Consider the following 19,164-nt stretch of genomic DNA (forward strand, 5'->3'; position numbering starts at 1 on the left):
GGAACCCCCGTGCGTCTGCGCCCTCTGCGCGCCCTGTGCGGCACCGCCGCGCTCGCCCTGACCCTGCCCGTCCTGTCCCCGGGACAGGCCTCGGCAGCGGTGCCCGCGTACCCGGTCTACCTGCAGAACTACACCACCGGCCTGAACGTGGCCGACAGCGGCGGCACGGTCGCCGCGCACAACCCCAAGGGCAACGAGGACCACCAGCAGTGGACCCCGGTCGCCGTCGACGGGGGCTACCGGCTGCAGAACACCGACGAGTCCGGCAGCTGCCTCGGCCGCAGCGGCACCTCCGCGGTGACCGCCGCCTGCGGGGCGGACGGGACCACCTGGACGATCACCGCCGGCGCGGACGGCACCTACACCGTGGGCGCCCCCGGCAGCACCTCGCAGTACCTCACCGGGTCCTCCGCCGATTCCGCTGCCGTACAGCTCGGCCCCGCGGGTGACCTCGCCCGCTGGTATCTCACGCCGGTGTCGTACGCGACCACGCAGATGCCGTCCGCCGACACCCGCACCCTGGACCAGGTCACGTTCCTCACCGCGCACAACGCCTTCGCCAACGGCGCCGACGGCAACTTCGCCTCGTTCCCGGTGAATCTGTTCCCCAACCAGAACTACGGCGTCAGCCGGCAACTCAGCGACGGAGTCCGGGGCTTCATGCTGGACGACTACACCGTCTCCGGACAGGCCGTCCTCTGCCACAACAGCTGCGACGGCGTGAGCAGCCCCGTCCCGCTCGCCACCGACCTGCAACGCATGGTCGACTTCCTCAAGGCCAACCCGGGCCAGTTCGTCACCGTTTTCCTGGAGGACTACGCGTCCTCCGACGTGCTGAAGTCCTCGCTGGCCTCCGTGAGCGGGCTCTCCGACGTGCTGTACCGGCCCGACCAGGAGGGGGTGGCGACCAGGGGCTGGCCGACCGTGGCGGACCTCGCGGCACGCGGCAGGCAACTGCTGATCTTCAGCGACCGGACCCGGGCGAGCGACACCGCGAACGGCTGGACCACCCGTGACACCTTCGGCGTGATGTACCAGCGCGAGTGGACCGTCGAGAACTACTGGTCCATGGGCGGCGGGCTCGGTGACTCCGACTGGTCCTGCTACAGCCGCTGGGGCACCGGCCGGCCGCTCACCGTGGACTCGGCCGCGTTCCAGCCGCTGTTCGTGATGAACCACTTCCGGGACTACACGATCAGCGGCACCGCCGGGACGGACAACGCCAAACTCCTCAACCGCGCGCAGAACTTCTGCACACCCGCCGCGCGCAAGAAGCCCAACTACCTGGCGGTGGACCGCTACGACCTCGGCTCCCCGACACCGCTGAGCACGGTCGGCACGCTCAACACGTACGTCCTCACCGCCGGACAGTGACCGACAGCCGCCCGGACGCTCCCGTCCCGTCCCCCGCGCGGCGGCGCCGCGCGGGGGATGTCGTCAGCCTTGGCGGGCCTTGAAGCGCGGGTCCTTCTTGTTGATGACGAAGACCACGCCCCGTCGGCGGACCACCTGGGCCCCCGGCTTGGACTTCAGCGCGCGCAGCGACTTGCGTACCTTCATGGCGGTGCTCCTTGTGGTGCGGATTGCGGGGACCGGGGCCGGGACCGTGGTCAGTGCCGGGCCGCGGCCGGGCGGCCGTAGCGGCGCTCGAAGCGCTCCACACGGCCGGCGGTGTCCAGGACGCGCGAGGCGCCGGTGTAGAACGGGTGGCTCGCCGAGGAGACCTCGACATCGATCAGCGGGTAGGTCGTGCCGTCCTCCCAGGTGATCGTCCGGGCCGAGGCCGCCGTCGAGAGGGTCAGGAACGTGACGTCCGCGGCGCGGTCACGGAAGACGACCGGGCGGGAGACGGGATGGATGCCGGACCTCATGGCGTTTCCTTCCTTGTGGTCGGCCGACGCGGTTCTCGCACCGGTATTGATCGGTGCATGTCAGCTTCTGTGTGAGGGAACAACGCCCCCGGCGCTCGCATTCCCGAAGCCTCGGTCACCCGAGCCGGCAGGAGCCGATCAGTCGGCGGGACCGGACGGACCGGGATGGTCCCCGTCCGTTCGGTGGCCGGCTTCGATGCTGCCCCTGATGCCGAGTTTCCTGCGCGCCCGCTGGTAGAACGTGGTGCCGCCGAGACGCACGACCTGCGCCGCCGCGGGCGCGGCCGTCACGGTGATCCGGTCGTCCGCCGTGAGGTAGCCGAGCACTTCGCCGTCGACCTCGACGGCCAGGCGCCCTGTCGTGGGCAGCAGTTCGAGCGTGACGTCCTCGTCCGCCGGCAGGACGAGCGCCCGGTCGAAGGAGGAGTGGGCGCTGGCCGGGACGACCAGGATGGCTTCGACCCGGGGCGACATGATCGGACCGCCCGCGGCGAAGCTGTACGCCGTGGACCCGGTGGACGTGGCGACGACGACGGCGTCGGCCGAGTAGCGGATGAACTCGCTGCCCTGGAGCCGGATCCCGATGGCGGCCATGCCGCTGCCGGGCACCCGGACGAGGGCGATGTCGTTGAACGCCCGGACCTCGCGCCCGTCCGGGAGGCGGGTCCGCACCGCCATCCGGGGCTCGGTCGTGTACCGGCCCCCGTCGATGCTGTCGAGCGCCTGCGGCAGGTCGGCGACGTCGATCTCGGCGAGGAAGCCCAGACGGCCCAGGTTCACCCCGAGTACGGGGGTGGCGGTGCCGGCGAGCAGCCGCATCGAGCGGAGCATCGTGCCGTCGCCGCCGAGGCTGACGACCAGGCCGGCACGGGCGACGAGAGCCGCGGCCGGAACCGCCACGGCGCTGCAGTCGATACGGCCCACCTCGTCCGGCAGGCCCAGCACCTCGGTCCGGTTCGTTCGGGCCCACTCGACGATCGTCTCGATGACCGGCCCCGGCTCGCGCCCGGGATGCAGGATCAGACCGATCGATCCGATCAGCCCCATGAGAGTTTCCTTCCGTCGGCAGGCCGTGCCCGCATGCGGGTGCCCGAATGCGGGTGTCCGGTCCGTCGTCCGGTAAATCGTCGCCCGGACGCCCTTCGTTTCGCGGTGACGACTACCAGGTGGTGAAGGCCAGCGTCAGGGGCTCCGGGTTCCCGGCCGCGAGGAGGCTGCCCTGATGGAGGAAGAGCCGGCCGTTGTCGTAGAGCACGGGATCCCTGGCGTCGGCCCTGATCATGGAGTGCAGGGTGCTGTTGAGCGAGAGGTCGTTGCGCGTCTCCAGGAGCGTCGTGCTGCTGCCGGTGGCGGGGTCCAGGCGCAGGACGCGGGCCGGGGTGGTGGGCTCGGCCTCCTGGACGGCGACGAGGGCGGTGCCGTCGGCACGCACCGGGACCAGGGTCGACTCGTCCGGTGCCGGGAAGTCGCGGCGTGCCTTGCCGGTGGTCAGGTCGAAGGCCGTGATCCGGTTGCCCGTGGCGAAGCTGTGGGGGTCGCTGCCGAGGTAGGCGGTGTTCCCGGCGACGACGGTCGCGTGGCAGCCGCCGGTCTCGGCGCAGCCTGCGACGTAGTCGTCCCCGAGGTCGATGGTGGACCGGACCCGGCCGTCGTCGGAGACCGTCACGAGCTGGTCGGCGTCGAGGCCGTCCTCGTTCCGGAGCAGGCCGAGCACGAGCGGCTCGCGGGACACCAGCCAGGCGCCCCTGGCCTTCGGCACCTCGTACTTCCAGGTCGCCCTGCCGGTCCGCGGATCACGCTGTGCGAAGCGGAAGCGCGGGCCGGCGGAGGACTCGCAGAAGGAGAGGGTGAGAAGCTGCTCGCCGCCGAGATGTTCCTCCTGGGTGCAGCCGGCGGCCGGCGCGTTCCAGACGGGGGTGCCGGTGGACGTGCTGCGGGCGGCGGACCCACCGGGCCAGCCGGCTGCCGCGACGGTGTCGCTGATCGCGACGTTCAGTCCGAGCCCGAGACCCACGCTGTCGTCGGTGAGGGGCTTCTCCCACACCTTGGCGCCCTTGTTCACGTCGACCACGGCGAACCGTGTGCAGTGGCTGTGCCGGCTGTCCTTCGTCGCATGGAACACGACGGCGACGAGGCCGGTGGAGGTGGCGTCGCGGGAGACCCCGCACAACTGGCCGGAGAGCCTGACCGTCCAGGCGAGCCTGCCGGTGGTGAGGTCGTAGCCGGTGACGGCGTCCTTGGCGCCGGAGGCGTAGTGGCGCGGGGTGAGCCAAGTGCCGTACGTCTGGACGAAGTCCGTGTCGCCCTCGGCCTCGGGCGGGTCGACGCGGAGGAGCTCCCGGGCGTCGGTGCCGGTGGGCGTGGGCGCGGGGGAAGCGGAGGCCGTGGCGCCGGTGGTCCTGCCGTCGGAGCGGGCGGAGCCGTCGCCGCCCCGGAGCAGGAGGACGGTGCCGGTGACGAGGACGGCGAGGGCGGCTGCCACGGCGCCGAGTACCAGGGGGGTGCGCCGGTGGGGCGGTGGGGCGAACGAAGGCTGGGCGTAGGGGTTTTGAGGGTGCGGTGCGGCGGCCTGGTACGGGTGGTGGGGCTGAGGTGCTCGCTGCGGCGGCGGGGGCTGCTGTGCGGGCCGGCCGGGTAACGGAGGCGGCACGGGCGGCTGGGACATGGGGTGACGTTCTCCTTCGCGCGGGACGCGGGTGCGGCGCCCGTCGCGCGGATCGGCTTGCGTGACCGACTCATGTTCGCAGCCGTGATCATCGACAGGACGCGCCTCTTCGGCCCCGTCGCCCCGCGTCGGACCTGCCCGAGCCCCGGCACCCGTCCCTCACACCCGCCCCGCGCGGGCCCGGCGACAGCACCCGAAAGAGTGCACCCGCGCCGGAGCATCGCGGGCAGGACGGCTCCGGCGCGGGTACGTATTTCAAGTCACCAGAGTCACTCAGCCGGCTCAGGCGACTCAGGCGAACTGGTGCTTGAGGAAGGACCCCGACCACGCCATCAGGTCGGAGGGGACGTAGTAGCCCTTCTCGTCGTTGATGGCGTCCCAGTTGCGGGCGACGTCCTCGATCGAGGCGGGCCCGTCCTCGTGGGCGTATCCCTCGGTGGAGGCGATGAACAGCCGCGCGAACCGGCCCGCGCCCGCGGTGTAGATCTCCCCGCTGACCGGACAGTTCTCGTGCGCGAGGTACGCCACCATGGGCGCGACCGCGTCCGACGGCATGTACGGCTGACCGGGTGCCGGCGGGGCGTCCTCGGGCGGTTCTCCCCCGCCCATCCGGGTCATCGCCGCCGGCGCGATCAGGTTGACCTTGATGTTGTGCGGCTCGCCCGCCAGTTTCGCGCTGCGGGCCAGCCCGATCGTGCCGCCCTTCGCCGCCGCGTACGACAGGTTGTTCGGGAGTCCGAAGACACCGCTCGACGTCGTCAGCACGACCCGGCCGTAGTTCTGCTCGACGAAGTGCGGCCATGCGGCCCGCAGGGTGTTGAAGGAACCGAGCAGGTGGACGGCGAGATGCCGTTCGAGGTTGTCGAGGTCGACCTCGGGCAGGCCCGCCCACCGGATGATCCCGGCGTTGTTGACGAGGACGTCGATCCGGCCGAAGTGCTCGATCGCGGAGCCGACGATCGCCTGCCCGCCCGCCTCCGTGGACACGTCGTGGGTGTCGGCGACGGCCTCGCCGCCGGCGGCCCTGATCTCGTCCACGACCTTCTGCGCGGGGCCCGCGTCGGCGCCCTCGCCCTCCATCGATCCGCCGAGGTCGTTGACGACGACCTTCGCGCCCCGCTCCGCCAGCAGACGGGCATGAGCCCGGCCGATGCCGCGGCCCGCGCCGGTGACGACCGCCACGCGTCCCGCGAAGCTGAACTCGCTCATGAGTGACTCCGTACGTTGTCGGGCGGTGTCCGGCGGCTCCGGGCGCCCTGGGCTGATCGGGGTGCCGCACGGCTACCAGGTGACGGGCAGCTCGCTGACACCGAAGGCCAGCGCGTCGGCCGGACGGAACCTGAGCTCGTCGCGGTCGACCGCGAGGCGCAGGGTCGGCACACGCCGGTAGAGCGTGCCGAAGACGACCTGGAGCTCGATGCGGGCGAGCTGCTGGCCGAGGCACTGGTGGATGCCCCAGCCGAAGGCGTGGTGGTGGGTCGCCTTGCGGGTGAGGTCGAGCCGCTCCGGGTCGGGGAACGCCTCCGGGTCCCAGTTGCCCGCGGGCAGCGGGACGATGACGCCGTCCCCGGCCTTGATGTCCACGCCCTCGAACTCGAAGTCCTCACTGGCGATGCGCCGCTGCCCGAACGTCGCGACGCTCAGATAGCGGAGGATCTCGTCGACCGCGTTCGTGACGATCTTCGGGTCGTCCGTCTCCCGCAGCAGCCGCAGCTGCTCGGGGTTGTCCATCAGCAGGCCGGTGCCCAGCGTGATCATGGTGGCGCTGGTCTCGTGCCCGGCGATCAGCAGGATCATGGCCAGCAGAGTGGCCTCGGGAAGGGTGAGGTCGCCGGCCTCGACCCGCGCCGCGAAGTCCGAGAGCACGTCCTCGGCAGGCGTCTCCATCTTGACCTGGATCAGCTGGGCCAGATAGCCGCCCAGCGCCTCGCCCGCCGCGCGGTCGTCCTCGCCCGTCTTGTCACTCCTGGTCGCCAGGGAGGCGTGCTTCTGGAAGAACTCGTGGTCGTCGTACGGCACCCCGAGCAGCGCGCAGATCATCAGCGAGGGCAGCGGCAGGGACAGCGCGGTCACCAGGTCGACGGGTTTCGGGCCCGCCAGCATCTTGTCGATGAGCTCGTCGGTGAACCGCTGGATCTCCGGGCGCAGCGCCTCCATCCGGGGGCGCGTGAACGGGCGGGTCATCATCCGGCGGATCCGGGTGTGGTCGGCGCCGTCGGCGTTGAAGATCGTGAGCGGGTGGTGGGGGGCGTTCTCGGCCATGGCCGCGTTCGGGTACGGGAACCCGGCCCGCTTGTCGTCCGAGCTCACCCGGGGATCGGACAGGATCGCGCGCTGCGCGGCGTGGCCCGTGACGAGCCACGGCGTGCTGCCGTCCCAGATCCGGCTCCGGGAGACGGGCGCCTTGTCGTTGAGGGCGCGCAGTCCGGGCGGCGGAGCGAAGGGGCACTTGGGGTCCCTGTCGTCCTGGTAGTAGTAGACCGGCTCGTCGGAGGCGAGCTGGAGATCGGCCTCGGCCATGGTCATTCCTCCAGATACGTGGGGTTAGGGAGCGGTATGGGGCGAAGGGAGACGCGGGGACTATTCCTCGATGCGGATGGCCAGCGCGGGGCACACGGCTGCCGCGTTGCGGACCTCGTCGGCCTTCTCCGCCGGCGGGTTCTCGTCGAGCAGGACGACGATGCCGTCCTCGTCGCGCTGGTCGAACACGTCCATGGCGGCGGCCACGCACTGTCCGGCGGCGACGCACTTCTCCTCGTCGACGACGACCTTCATGGCTTTGTCTCCTGATCGTTCAGTGGGTGGGGGCCGACGCGAGCGGGGCTGCCGCCCCCGCGCGGGCGACGACGGGGCCCGGGAGGTCGTCGACGACCTCCTGGCGGCGCAGGCGGGTCTGCTTCGGCATGTTCCAGCCGAGCACCCCGGTGACCCGGCCCTCGCTCCGGTACCGGACCACGAAGCGGCGGGCCGCCAGGTCGCCCTCGACGACCTCCGTCTCGGCGTCGACGGGCAGGAAGCCGTGGACCTGGAGCTTGGCGTCGTACTGGTCGGTCCAGAAGTACGGCACCGGCGCGTACGGCCGGTCCTCCCCGAGGATCACCCCGGCGACGGCCATGGCCTGTTCCGTGGCGTTCGTACGGTTCTCCAGGCGGACCGGGCGGCCGAGGTGCTCGTGGTGGAAGCGGGCCACGTCACCGACGGCGTAGATGCCCTCCGCCGCCCGGCACCGGCTGTCGCACACGACGCCGTTGTCCAGCTCGAGGCCGCTGTCCGCCAGCCAGTCCGTCGCCGGGGAGGCGCCGATCGCGACGACCACCACGTCGGCCGGCAGCACCTCGCCCGTGCCGAGGGCCACACCGGTGACCCGGCCTCCCTCGCCGGTGATGCCCACGACGCCGGTGCCCAGGCGGAGCCGCACCCCCCGTTCGGTGTGCAGCTCCGCCAGCGCCCCCGCCACCAGAGGGCCCACCTGGAGGGCCATCGGGGCGGCGAGCGGTCCGGTGAGGGTGACGTCGAGCCCGAGGGTGCGGGCGGTGGCCGCGATCTCGGAGCCGAGGACGCCTTCGCCGACGACCACAAGGCGTGCGGCGGCCGAGAGGTCCTCGCGCAGGGCCAGCGAGTCGTCGAGGGTGCGCAGCACGTGCACGCCGGCCAGGGGCTCCTGCCCCGGGAACGTCCGTGCCCGCACGCCGGTGGCGATCACGATCGCGTCGGCCCGCAGCTCGCATCCGGTCCTCGTCCGCACGGTACGCGTCGGCACATGCAGCGCCGTCGCCGCGTCGCCGAGGTGGAACTCGGCGTTCAGGTCCGCCAGGAACTCACGGGGCCGCAGTTCCGCCCGGACCGGTTCCCAGGCGCCGGAGAGGACCTGCTTGGACAGCGGTGGCCGGTCGTAGGGCGGGTTGGGCTCGTCGCCGAGGACCGTGACCGCTCCGGTGTACCCCTTGCGCCGCAGCGCCTCCACCGTGGCCAGCCCGGCCGCGGCGGCACCCACCACCAGGACGTCGGCCGGGGCCGCCCCGCGGTCCCCGTTGTCGTTCTCGATCGTCATGCGCGCTCCATTGCGGCGTGCCCGGTGGTCCGGACCCTGCGGGAAATATAGACCTAACGGTCGGTACAATCAACAGACCAGCGGGATCTCACAGCAGGTAGCGCCCGCCGTTGGCGCTGAGCGTCTGGCCGGTGACGTAGCTCGCCTCCTCGGAGGCCAGGTAGGCCACGGCGTGGGCGACGTCCTCAGGGGTGCCGGCGCGCTTCATCGGCATCGAGGCGGCGACCGCGTCCACGTCGACGGGACCCTGGCGGACCAGCGGGGTGTCGATGAAGCCGGGCGGGACGTGGTTGACCGTGATCCCCTTGTCGATGTACTCGATCGCCAGCGCCCGGGTCAGGCCGATGACACCGCCCTTGGAGGCCACGTAGTGGGCCATGGCGGGCGCGCCGGTCTGCGCGGACGAGGAGGAGATGTTGACGATCCGCCCCCATCCCGCGGCGAGCATGTCGGGCACGATCTCCTTGGTGACCAGGAAGGGACCCTTCAGGTTGATCCCGATCATGCGGTCCCACGCGTCCTCGGTGATGTCCGTGAACGGCTGGTAGGCCGTCGTCCCGGCGTTGTTGACGAGGATGGTGACGGGTCCGAGCTCCGCGCGGGTGCGGGCGGCGGCCTCGGCCACCGCGGCGGCGTCGGAGGCGTCCCCGCCCACGGCGATCGCCTTGCCGCCCGCCTCGTGGATCGCGGCGGCGGTCTTCTCCGCGCCCTCGACGTTCAGATCCCATACGGCGACGGCGGCGCCCTTGGCCGCCAGTACGGTCGCGATCCCCTGACCGATGCCCCGGGCGCCGCCCGTGACGACGGCGACCTTTCCTTGCAGTGACATGTGCGCGCTCCTTTGTACTGTGCGGCTCCGGCGGCCGGACCCGGTCGACCCCGTTGTGTGTGCCCCGTTGTGCGTGCCCCGTTGTGCCGTGCCCCGATCCGCCGGGCCGGTCAGCCCTTCAGCGCCTCGCGGGCGGCGGTTCGGGCCGCCGTGGCGCGGGGGTAGCCGGCGTATCCGGCGGAGTGGTAGATGACCTCGGCGATCTCGTCCTCGGTCAGCCCGTTGGTCAGCGCGATGCGGACGTGGGTCTTCAGCTCCGACTCGGCGCCGAGCGCGATCAGGATGCCCAGCGTGACCAGGCTGCGGTCCCGGAACCCGAGCCCCTTGCGGGCCCACAGGGAGCCGAAGACGGTCGTCAGGCCGATCTCGACGAGTTCCTCACCCAGTTGTCCGTCCCGCAGGTCGATGTCACCCTCGGGAAACACCCCGGGCAGCACCGCGCGCAGGGCTTCGAGACCCGCGGCCCGCAGATCCGAGCCGGCTGCGGGCCCCTCGGGCTCCTCGGCGGTCTTCGCGTTCATATGCGGCTCCTGCTTGCACGAGAAGGCGGCCATCGCCTTGACGGGAAAGTTAGATCAAACGGTCGGTACAATCAATGGCTGAAGCGGGTCGACACACAAAACGTTCGCCACCACGCCCATTGCCCGCACCGACCCCCTCATCTACGCTCGGTCTGAATATTCGATCGACCGGTCGAACTATGAATCACCGCAGGAGCACCACCGCCCCTGTCACCTTGGAGGGCAGATGAGCGAATCGACGAAGGTGTCGAGCGCCTGGACCGACGTCCTGGTCATCGGAGCCGGCGTCACCGGCATCTACCAGCTGTACCTGGCCCGCGAGGCCGGGTTCTCGGCGCGGCTGATCGAGGCGGGCACCGGTGTGGGCGGTACCTGGTACTGGAACCGCTACCCCGAGGCGCGCTTCGACTCCGAGAGCTACACCTACGGCTACCTGTTCTCGAAGGAGCTGTGGGAGGAGTGGGAGTGGTCGGAGAAGTTCGCGGGCCAGCCCGAGATCGAGCGCTACTTCAACCACGTCGTCGACCGGTTCGACCTGCGGCGCGACATCCGGCTCGGCGTCAAGGTGACCGAGGCCGTCTATGACGAGCCGTCCGGGACCTGGACCGTACGGGGCAGCGACGGCACGGAGTTCCGGGCCCGCTACGTCGTCGCGGCGACCGGTAATCTCTCGGTGCCGTTCATCCCCGCCATCCCGGGACGCGAGGACTTCCGCGGCGAGCAGCACCACACCAGCCGCTGGCCGAAGACCCCCGTCGACTTCAGCGGCAAGCGGGTGGCCCAGATCGGCACCGGATCCAGCGGTGTGCAGATCGTCCCCGCGATCGCGGACGACGTGGCCCGGCTCACGGTCTACCAGAAGCAGGCCGACTGGCTCACCCCGCTCAACAACGGGCCGATCACGCCACAGGAGCAGGCCGAGCTCAAGGCGAACTACGAGTCCATCCGCGACACGCTGAACACCTCGCCGAGCGGCTTCCTCCACCAGATCACCATGCGTTCCGGCCTCGACGACACCCCGGAGCAGCGCCAGGAGTTCTACGAGACGCGGTGGAACGGCCCCGGCTTCACCAAGCTGTCCGAGCACTACTGGGACATGCTGACGAACGAGACCGTGAACACGGAGTGGTGCGCGTTCATGGCCGACAAGATCCGCGGCATCGTCAAGGACCCGGAGACGGCGGAGAAGCTGATCCCCAAGGGTCACGGCTACGGCGGTCGGCGGCCTCCCTTCGGAACCGGCTACTACGAGGCGTACAACAAGCCGAACGTCTCCCTCGTCGACATCAACGAGACGCCGATCACCCGCATCACCGAGGACGGCATCGAAACCACCGAGGGTGTCGAGGAGTTCGACATCATCATCTGGGCCACCGGCTACGACTTCGGCACCGGCGCCCTCAACCGGCTCGGTGTGCGCGGCCGTCAGGGCCTCCCGCTGAAGGAGTACTGGGCGGAGGGTCCGCGCACCTACCTCGGGATCGCGGCGGCCGGCTTCCCGAACTTCTTCTTCCCCGGCGGACCGCACGGTGCGACAGGCAACAACCCGCGGTACGCCGGCGACCAGGTGGAGCTCGTCACCGACGCGCTCGTCCACGCGCGCGACCACGGCCACGACGTCGTCGAGGCGGCCGCCGGCGCCGAGGAGGAGTGGACGGAACAGATGAACAGCAGCACGCAGTCCTCCTTCCTGGAGAGCAGCTACTTCTACGGGGCCAACATCCCCGGCAAGCCGGTCAAGCAACTGCTGAACCCGACGGGTCGGTGGGCGCTCCTGGAGACCGTCGCCGCCGTCAGGCAGAACGAGTACGCGACGTTCACCTTCTCCAAGGCCATGGAGAAGGACGACGCGTGAACACCGCGGCGGGGCCGGTCGGGGATGGTGAACCATCTCCGACCGGCCCCGCCGTCTCGCACTCGGCGCTACTGCAGGAAGGTCGTCACCCTCCGCTGGAACCGCCAGACACCGTCACGACGGGTGAGCGTGTCGTCGTAGCGGCCGACCAGCAGCACCGCCCAGCCCGCCTCGCCGCGCTGGAAGAACGCCAGGTTGCTCACCGCGGTCGCCTCGTCCTCCGTCCACGACGTGACGACGGTGTTGGCCGTCAGGTGGAGTTGGGGCTGGGCCGGGGCGAAGGCCGCGTACCCCTTGCGTATGGCCTCCTGGCCCTCGAAGGTGCCGATGCCGGCGATCTCGGCGACTCCGTCGGGCCAGAACATCTCGGCCAGGTCGTCCATGCGTCCGGTGTCCAGAGCCTGTGCGTAGGCGGCGATGGCGGCTTGGACGTTCGCCGCGACCGAGGCCTCGGTCGATGTGCTCATCTCGCTCCCAAGGGTGAGTGGGTGGGACTACTGGAAGGTGGTGCTCCTGCGGTGCAGCCGCCACCCGCCCTCATGACGGCGCAGCGTGTCCTCGTAGTGCCCGACGAGGTGCACCGCCCAGCCGGACTCGCCGCGCTGGAGGAAGGCCACGTCACTGGTCGCGGTGGCCTCGCCCTCGGCCCCGGGGGTGACGACGGTGTTGGTCACCAGGTGCAGCTGCGGCTGCGTCGGCGCCCACGACTTGAAGGCCTCGCGCAGTGCGTCGTGCCCCTCGATGGGGTCCATCCCCGGCAGTTCGAGCACCGCGTCGGGGGTGTACAGCGCGACGACGTCGTCCGTGCGGCCGGCGTCCTGGGCCTGGGTGTGCGCCCCTATCACGGATCGCACGCCCGCCGCGACCCACGCCGCTGTGGAATCACTCATTGCTTCCTCCAGATTGTTTCGACCACGCAGTCTATTGCCCTCGGTGAGATTAAGGGAGAGGCTGTTCATCACAGCGTCAAAGATTTGTTGACCGAGCGGTCCAATCTCAATAGCATACTGGGCGGCTGTCAACGGGGACCGTCGCACGAGGAGGAACACCGTGACCAAGCGTTGGAAGCAGCGTCCGCCCGGCTCGACCTGGGGCGAGTTCGGCGAGGACGACGAGCTGGGGCGTATCAACCTGCTGACGCCGGAGAAGGTCCTGCAGGGCGTGCGGGAGGTGGAGCACGGGATCACGTTCGGCCTGAGCCTGCCGCTCGACTATCCGGGCGGTACGGCCCTGAACCAGCGGCGGTACCCGCCGATCCTGCGGCCCACCGAGGACCTCCAGCACAAGCAGGACGTCTTCTACAACATCAAGGCGAGCGAGCACTTCTCGCCCGACCTCATCGATGTGTGGTCGGACGACGTGGTCACCCTCTGGCTCCAGTACTCGACGCAGTGGGACTCCCTCGCCCACCAGGGCGCCGAGTTCGACGCCGACGGCGACGGGGTCGCCGAGCCCGTCTACTACAACGGCTTCCGGGCGGACACCGACATCGTCGGACCGCAGGAGGACGCAAAGGGCGACGGCAGCGGGAGCGTCGGCTTCGCACGTCACCTGGGCCTGGAGCACATGGCGCAGCACGGCGTGCAGGGCCGTGGCGTGCTCATCGACATCGCCCACCACCTGGGCACCGGCTACCAGCCGGTCAACTTCGAGCAGCTCCAGGAGATCATGACGGCGGACAACGTCGTGGTCGAGCCCGGTGACATCCTCCTGCTGCACACGGGCTTCGCCACCCAGGTCCTCGCCTGGGAGAAGAACCCCGACCCGGTGGCGATCCACCAGACCGCGGCCTACCTGGACGCGGACGACCCGGCGCTGCTCGACTGGATCGCCGAGTCGCAGATCTCGGCCATCGCGTCGGACAACTACGCGATCGAGGGCGTGGGCGTCACCCAGGCCCAGGGCCCGCACACCCTGCTGCCGCTGCACCACCTGTGCCTGTTCAAGCTGGGCGTCCCGATGGGCGAGCTGTGGTACCTGCACGACCTGGCGGCCTGGCTGCGCGAGCACAACCGCAGCCGCTTCCTGCTCACCGCTCCCCCGCTGAACCTGCCGGGGACGCAGGGCAGCCCGCTGACACCGGTCGCGACCGTCTGACGGCCTGAACCACGAGGGGCCCCCGGGATCCGGTCCCGGGGGCCCCTCCTCTCTTGCGTGTCACACGGCGGCGATCCGCCGGACCGTGTCCGCGATGGTGTCCCGGGAGGGCAGCCACAGCCGTTCCAGGGACGGTGCGTAGGGGGCCGGCACCGGCGGCGGGGCCACCCGGGTCACGGGGGCGTCGAGGTGCCAGAAGCCCTCGTCGACCGCGAGCGCGGACAGTTCGGCGCCGACGCCGAAGTCCCGTACCGCCTCGTGCGCGATGACCAGGCGGTTGGTCTTGGCGAGGGAGGCGAGGACGGTCTCCCGGTCCAGCGGGGCGATGGTCCGCAGGTCGACGACCTCGACGCTCACCCCCTCGGCCGCGAGCACTTCCGCGGCGGCCAGGCAGTCCTGGACCATCCGCGACCAGGAGACGAGGGTGACGTCCGTGCCCTCGCGGACGACCTTCGCCCTGCCCAGCGGCAGCAGGTGGTCCTCGGGCGGGCGCGGCCCCTTGAAGCCGTACTGGAGGCGGTTCTCCACGAAGACCACCGGGTTGGGGTCCTGGATCGCGGCGCGCAGCAGGCCGTAGGTGTCGGCCGGGTTGGAGGGCATCACCACGGTCAGGCCGGGGATGTGCGCCAGCAGGGCCTCCAGGCTCTGCGAGTGCTGGCTGCCGGAGGAGCGGCCGGCGCCGAACTGGGTGCGCACGACGAGCGGCAGGGAGGCCCGCCCGCCGGTCATGAAGCGCAGCTTGGCGGCCTGGTTGAGCAGCATGTCCAGGCAGACGCCGATGAAGTCCATGTACATGATCTCGACGACGGGCTTCATCCCGGCCATGGCCGCGCCGACGGCCGTACCGAGGATCGCGCTCTCGCTGATCGGGGTGTCGCGGACCCGGCCGGGGAAGGCGTCGGCGAGGCCCCGGGTGAGACCGAAGACGTTGCCGCCCGCGCCGACGTCGATGCCGGCGACGAAGACGGACGGGTCCGCCGTCATCTCGTGCTCCAGGGCGAGGCGTACGGCGTCCATGGTCCGGAACACCTCCCCCGTGGGCGGAGCGGGCTCCGGGACGGCGGTGCGCGGCGCCGAGACGAAGTCGTACAGCGTCTCCGGGGCGGGCTCCGGCAGGCCGCGCGCCCACTGCACCGCCGCCTCGATCTCTTTCTCGATCTCCTCGTCCACGGCGTCGGCGAGTGCGATCGGCACGCCCGCCTCGGCCAGGTGGCGGCGGGCGACCAGCAGCGGGTCGCGTTCCTTGGCGGCGGCGACCTCCTCGGCGGCGCGGTAGCGCTCGGGGTCGCCCTCGTAGTGGCCGTGCCAGCGGTAGGTCTCGGCCTCCACCAGGATCGGACCGCCGCCCTCGCGCAGCCGGTCGACCACGTCGGTCATCAGTCCGGCCACGGCGAGTACGTCGTTGCCGTCGACGTGCGCGTAACCGATGCCGTAGCCGGCCGCGCGGGCGGAGAGGGGGGCGCGGTGCTGCTCGGAGGCTGGCGAGAACTCGGAGTAGTGGTTGTTCTCGCAGAGGAAGACGACCGGCAGATCCCACACGGCGGCCAGGTTGACGGCCTCGTGGAACATGCCCTGGGCGACCGCGCCGTCCCCGAAGAACGCCACCACCACATCGCCCGCGGCACGCAGTTTGGCGGCCGTGGCGACTCCGGTGGCGATGGGGAGCCCGGCGCCGACGATGCCGTTGGCGCCGTAGATGCCCAGGCCCGGGTCGGCGATGTGCATGGAGCCGCCGCGGCCGTGGCAGGTGCCGGCCTCCTTGCCCATCAGCTCGGCCATCATCGACGCCGAGTCCAGGCCCTTGGCCAGGACGTGCCCGTGGCCGCGGTGGGTGGAGGTGATGCCGTCGCGTTCGCCCAGCGGCCAGCAGGCGCCGACGGCACTGGCCTCCTGGCCGATCGACAGATGCAGGAATCCGGGGATCTCCGTCGCCTTGTACAGCTCGGAGGCCCGTTCCTCGAAGCGCCGGATGCGGCGCATCCGCCGGTACATTTCCAGGAGTTGTTCCGCGTGCGCGGATCGGGATCCGATGCCCGCGCCGGTGAACTGCGGTGCCTGAGTCATGCGCGTCCTCGCAATGCTGGTGCAGAAGGCGCGCCCGGCGCCGTCCGACTCCGTCTTTTAATGTACCGTCTGGTCTAGCAAACTAGAATGACGACGTCCCGGGGCCCGCTGTCCCCCCGCGCGTGCCTGAGGCCGCCCGGAGCGGGGTCGGGGTTGGGTCGGTTCGACACGTCGTCCCATCAGGGGAGAGATGCGATGCCACGACCGCCTGGTCATGGGCCGGACTTCGAGGTCCGCCGCCAGAAGATCATCGACACGGCCGCCGAGCTGTTCGCCCGCCAGGGCTACGCGGCGACCTCCGTCAACGACTTGGGCCGGGCCGTGGGGCTCGCCAAGGGCGCGCTGTACTACTACATCGGCTCCAAGGAAAACCTGCTGATCGAGATCCAGTCGCGGGTGATGAGCCCGCTGCTGTCCCGCGCGCGCCAGATCGCCGCGCTGGAGGCGGACCCGCTGCTCAGGCTGCGGCTGCTGTCCGAATCGCTGCTGACGATCATCTTCCACCGGCTCGACCACATCTGGGTCTACGAGCACGACTACCGCAGTCTCAGCGGCGACGAGCTGGCGACCCTGCTGGGCCAGCGCTCCGACTTCGAGCACCTGATCACCGGGCTGCTGACGGAGGCCGCCGGCCAGAGCAGCCTGCGGGTGCCCGAACCGCGCCTGGCGACCCTGCAGTTCCTCAATCTGCACAACCACACCTACCAGTGGGTGAAGCCCGGTGGCCGCTGGGACCCGCAGTACCTGGCCCGCGAGTACTGCGCGACCCTGTTCCGCGGTTTCGGCGGGACGGAGGCCGACCTGGGGGAGGCCGAGGAGCGTGCCGCCGCGTTCAAGCGCGACCGGCCCGAGCTCTCGCTCGACCCCGAGGTGGCCTGGGTACCGGCCCCGGTCGCCGGCTGACCCGGTCCCGCGGTGCGCTCAGGCGCACCGCGGGACCCGGCCGTGCCGCCGTACCTCATCGCGGCCTCACGCCTGCTTCACCAGCGCCCTGGCGATGACGTTGCGCTGGATCTCGTTGGTGCCCTCGCCGATCTCCAGGATCTTGGCGTCGGCGTAGAACCGGGAGATCTCCGACTCGCGCACATAGCCGTAGCCGCCGTGGATCTGGACCGCCTGGGAGGCGGCGCGGTTGGCGACCTCGGAGGCGTACAGCTTGGCCATGGCGGCCTCCGTGCTGTGCGGCCGTCCCTGGTCGGCGAGCCACGCGGCGCGGTAGACCATCCAGCGGGCGGCCTCGACCTCGGTGCCCATGTCGGCGATCTTGTGGGCGACCGCCTGGAAGTCCGACAGCGGGCGGCCGAACTGGTGCCGTTCCGTGGCGTGCTTGACCGCCAGGCCCAGGGCCGCCTTGGCCAGCGACAGGCCCAGTGCGGCGACACTGATCCGGCCCTTGTCGAGCACCGACAGGAACTGGCGCAGCCCGCCCCCCTCCTCGCCGATCAGATGGTCCTCGGGGATCCAGACGTCGTCGAAGACCAGTTCCCGGGTGTCCATGGCGTGCCAGCCGAGCTTCTTCAGCTTGGGGCCGCAGCTGTAGCCGGGGGTGCCGGTCTCGACGTAGAAGGTCGCGTACTGCTTGCGTCCGCCGGCGTCCCGGCCGGTCACGGCGAGCAGGGTGACGCCCTGGCTGATGTCGGTGCCGGCGTTGGTGATGAACATCTTCGTGCCGTTGATCACCCAGCCGCCGTCCGCCCGGCGGGCGCTGGTGACGATGCCGGCCGCGTCGGAGCCGGCGTCCGGCTCGGTCAGGCCGAAGGCGCCGATCGCCTCGCCGCGTGCCAGCGGCGCCAGCCAGCGCTGCTTCTGCGCCTCGGTGCCGTAGGCGAGCAGCGGCAGCGTGGCGATGGTCGAGTGCGCGTTCCAGGAGGAGGCCACCGACTGGTCGGCGGCGCCGAGTTCCTCCATCACCGCGACGTACGACACCGTGTCGGAGCCGGCTCCCCCGTATTCCTCGGGCACGAGCATGCCCATCAGGCCGAGTTCGCCGAGCTTGGTGAAGATATGGGTGGGGAAGTGCTCGTTCTCGGACCACTCGGCCGCGTGCGGGGTGATCTCCTTGGCCGCGAACTCACGGACCATGTCCTGAAGGTCCCGGGTCTCCTCCGGCAGGTCGAAATCCATGTCACAGTCCCTTCGGGGTCAGCAGAACCTTGAGGTGGCGGGCCCGGTCGGCGGCCAGGTCCGCGAAGACCCCGGCTCCTTCCGAGAGGGGGAAACGGCCGGTGATCAGGGGGGAGGCGTCCAGCCGCCCGGTGGCCATGAGGTCGATCACCCGGGGGATGTCGTGGTGGTAGCCGAGCGTGCCGAGGACGGCACGCTCGTAGAAGACGAGCTGACCCATGTCGATCTCGACCTTGCCGTGGCCGACGCCGGCGAGGACGACCCGGCCGCCGCGGCGGACCGTGGCAACGGCCTCCGCGGCCAGCGCTGCCACCCCGGTCGCGTCGATGACGACGTCGGGACCGATCCGGCCGGTGCGGACGAACAGCTCACGGCGTACGTCGGTCTCGCGCGGGTCGAACGCCTCGGTGACGCCCAGGTCGAGAAGCCGCTCCCGGCGCTCCTTGAGCGGTTCGCTGACGTAGAGCCCGGCCGCCCCCGCCAGCCGCGCGGCGAGCACGACGGCGAAGCCGATGGGGCCGCCGCCGACGACCAGCACGTTGTCGCCCGGGCGCACTCCCCCGCGCGTGACGGCGTGCAGACCGACGGCGAGGGGTTCGGCCACGGCCGCCATCTCGTCGCTGACGTGGTCGGGGAGACGGGTCAGTCCGGCGATCGGGACGGTGACGCGGTCGGCGAAGGCGCCGGACGAGGCGAGGCCCACCGAGCCGCTCTTCGGGCAGATGTGGTACTCGCCGCGCACGCACCAGTAGCAGACCCCGCAGCGCCAGACCGGGTCCGCGGTCACCCGGTCGCCGACCGAGACACCGGGTGTCTCGGCGCCCAACGCGACAACGATGCCGCTGAGTTCGTGGCCGAGGGCGAGGGGTGGGCTGGCCCCGGTGAGCGGGTGCGGTCCCTTGCGGATCATGTGCGGGCCTTCGAGGAACTCGTGCAGGTCGGTGCCGCACACTCCGCACCAGGCCACCTCCACGACCGCCTGGTGCGGCTGTGGCTCGGGCGGGTCGGGCAGCTCCTCCAGCCGCAGATCCCGCGCGCCGTGCCAGCGCAACGCCTTCATCTTCTCCACCCCTTTCGTGTCGTACGG

The 19,164-nt window shown here is 71.0% G+C and carries 19 protein-coding genes; 4 read left to right on the plus strand and 15 right to left on the minus strand.

Annotation, left to right across the window (positions count from 1 at the left end; translation table 11 throughout):
• The first annotated feature begins 15 nt into the window (after positions 1-15).
• Entirely contained in the window at positions 16-1,374 is a 1,359-nt protein-coding gene (locus ACFPIH_RS08310) for a phosphoinositide-specific phospholipase C-related protein (RefSeq protein WP_381169972.1), read from the plus strand.
• A 63-nt stretch (positions 1,375-1,437) separates the two neighbouring features.
• Here the strand turns inward: ACFPIH_RS08310 and ykgO are convergent, their stop codons facing one another.
• The 10 genes from ykgO to ACFPIH_RS08360 all read right to left on the minus strand — a co-directional run bounded on the left by ykgO (position 1,438) and on the right by ACFPIH_RS08360 (position 9,937).
• Positions 1,438-1,560 carry a type B 50S ribosomal protein L36 gene (gene ykgO, locus ACFPIH_RS08315; RefSeq protein WP_381169753.1) on the minus strand — a complete coding sequence of 41 codons (123 nt, stop codon included), beginning with the start codon at positions 1,558-1,560 and terminating at the stop codon, positions 1,438-1,440.
• Positions 1,561-1,610: 50 nt separating this feature from the next.
• Positions 1,611-1,871, minus strand: a complete 261-nt coding sequence (locus tag ACFPIH_RS08320; protein ID WP_381169755.1) for a type B 50S ribosomal protein L31 — start codon at positions 1,869-1,871, stop codon at positions 1,611-1,613.
• Between the two features lie 138 nt (positions 1,872-2,009).
• The gene (locus tag ACFPIH_RS08325) at positions 2,010-2,918 is read right to left on the minus strand and encodes an NAD(+)/NADH kinase (protein ID WP_381169757.1); all 909 of its coding nucleotides are present in this window, start codon (positions 2,916-2,918) and stop codon (positions 2,010-2,012) included.
• Between the two features lie 112 nt (positions 2,919-3,030).
• Complete coding sequence (locus ACFPIH_RS08330; protein WP_381169759.1) at positions 3,031-4,536, minus strand: outer membrane protein assembly factor BamB family protein; 1,506 nt, start codon at positions 4,534-4,536, stop codon at positions 3,031-3,033.
• A gap of 291 nt (positions 4,537-4,827) precedes the next feature.
• The gene (locus ACFPIH_RS08335; RefSeq protein ID WP_381169761.1) at positions 4,828-5,745 is read right to left on the minus strand and encodes an SDR family NAD(P)-dependent oxidoreductase; all 918 of its coding nucleotides are present in this window, start codon (positions 5,743-5,745) and stop codon (positions 4,828-4,830) included.
• 72 nt (positions 5,746-5,817) lie between these two features.
• On the minus strand, positions 5,818-7,056 hold the full coding sequence (locus ACFPIH_RS08340) for a cytochrome P450 (protein ID WP_381169763.1): 1,239 nt from the start codon (positions 7,054-7,056) through the stop codon (positions 5,818-5,820).
• 60 nt (positions 7,057-7,116) lie between these two features.
• A complete protein-coding gene (locus ACFPIH_RS08345) occupies positions 7,117-7,311 on the minus strand; it encodes a ferredoxin (RefSeq protein ID WP_381169765.1) in 195 nt (64 codons plus the stop codon).
• Between the two features lie 19 nt (positions 7,312-7,330).
• A complete protein-coding gene (locus tag ACFPIH_RS08350; RefSeq protein ID WP_381169766.1) occupies positions 7,331-8,587 on the minus strand; it encodes an NAD(P)/FAD-dependent oxidoreductase in 1,257 nt (418 codons plus the stop codon).
• A gap of 88 nt (positions 8,588-8,675) precedes the next feature.
• On the minus strand, positions 8,676-9,416 hold the full coding sequence (locus tag ACFPIH_RS08355) for an SDR family NAD(P)-dependent oxidoreductase (RefSeq protein ID WP_381169768.1): 741 nt from the start codon (positions 9,414-9,416) through the stop codon (positions 8,676-8,678).
• A gap of 110 nt (positions 9,417-9,526) precedes the next feature.
• Complete coding sequence (locus tag ACFPIH_RS08360) at positions 9,527-9,937, minus strand: carboxymuconolactone decarboxylase family protein (RefSeq protein WP_381169770.1); 411 nt, start codon at positions 9,935-9,937, stop codon at positions 9,527-9,529.
• Positions 9,938-10,163: 226 nt separating this feature from the next.
• Here ACFPIH_RS08360 and ACFPIH_RS08365 point away from each other — a divergent pair, with 226 nt between their 5' ends.
• Positions 10,164-11,792, plus strand: coding sequence for a flavin-containing monooxygenase (locus ACFPIH_RS08365; RefSeq protein WP_381169772.1), 1,629 nt, complete (start codon positions 10,164-10,166; stop codon positions 11,790-11,792).
• Between the two features lie 68 nt (positions 11,793-11,860).
• Here ACFPIH_RS08365 and ACFPIH_RS08370 read toward each other — a convergent pair whose 3' ends face one another.
• Positions 11,861-12,259 carry a nuclear transport factor 2 family protein gene (locus ACFPIH_RS08370; protein WP_381169774.1) on the minus strand — a complete coding sequence of 133 codons (399 nt, stop codon included), beginning with the start codon at positions 12,257-12,259 and terminating at the stop codon, positions 11,861-11,863.
• A gap of 27 nt (positions 12,260-12,286) precedes the next feature.
• The gene (locus tag ACFPIH_RS08375) at positions 12,287-12,682 is read right to left on the minus strand and encodes a nuclear transport factor 2 family protein (RefSeq protein WP_381169776.1); all 396 of its coding nucleotides are present in this window, start codon (positions 12,680-12,682) and stop codon (positions 12,287-12,289) included.
• Between the two features lie 160 nt (positions 12,683-12,842).
• Between ACFPIH_RS08375 and ACFPIH_RS08380 the strand changes: the two genes are divergently transcribed.
• Positions 12,843-13,889, plus strand: coding sequence for a cyclase family protein (locus ACFPIH_RS08380; protein WP_381169778.1), 1,047 nt, complete (start codon positions 12,843-12,845; stop codon positions 13,887-13,889).
• A 60-nt stretch (positions 13,890-13,949) separates the two neighbouring features.
• Here ACFPIH_RS08380 and ACFPIH_RS08385 read toward each other — a convergent pair whose 3' ends face one another.
• On the minus strand, positions 13,950-15,953 hold the full coding sequence (locus tag ACFPIH_RS08385; protein WP_381169779.1) for an alpha-ketoacid dehydrogenase subunit alpha/beta: 2,004 nt from the start codon (positions 15,951-15,953) through the stop codon (positions 13,950-13,952).
• Between the two features lie 195 nt (positions 15,954-16,148).
• Here ACFPIH_RS08385 and ACFPIH_RS08390 point away from each other — a divergent pair, with 195 nt between their 5' ends.
• Positions 16,149-16,856, plus strand: coding sequence for a TetR/AcrR family transcriptional regulator (locus ACFPIH_RS08390; RefSeq protein WP_381169781.1), 708 nt, complete (start codon positions 16,149-16,151; stop codon positions 16,854-16,856).
• 66 nt (positions 16,857-16,922) lie between these two features.
• Here the strand turns inward: ACFPIH_RS08390 and ACFPIH_RS08395 are convergent, their stop codons facing one another.
• Together ACFPIH_RS08395 and ACFPIH_RS08400 are read right to left on the minus strand one after the other, a co-directional pair.
• Positions 16,923-18,077 (minus strand): acyl-CoA dehydrogenase family protein, encoded by a 1,155-nt coding sequence (locus tag ACFPIH_RS08395; protein ID WP_381169783.1) that lies wholly within the window; start codon positions 18,075-18,077, stop codon positions 16,923-16,925.
• Between the two features lies 1 nt (position 18,078).
• Positions 18,079-19,137, minus strand: coding sequence for an alcohol dehydrogenase catalytic domain-containing protein (locus ACFPIH_RS08400; protein WP_381169785.1), 1,059 nt, complete (start codon positions 19,135-19,137; stop codon positions 18,079-18,081).
• Between the last annotated feature and the right edge of the window lie 27 nt (positions 19,138-19,164).

The sequence above is a fragment of the Streptomyces vulcanius genome, from assembly GCF_042653945.1.
Lineage (GTDB): Bacteria > Actinomycetota > Actinomycetes > Streptomycetales > Streptomycetaceae > Streptomyces > Streptomyces mangrovi.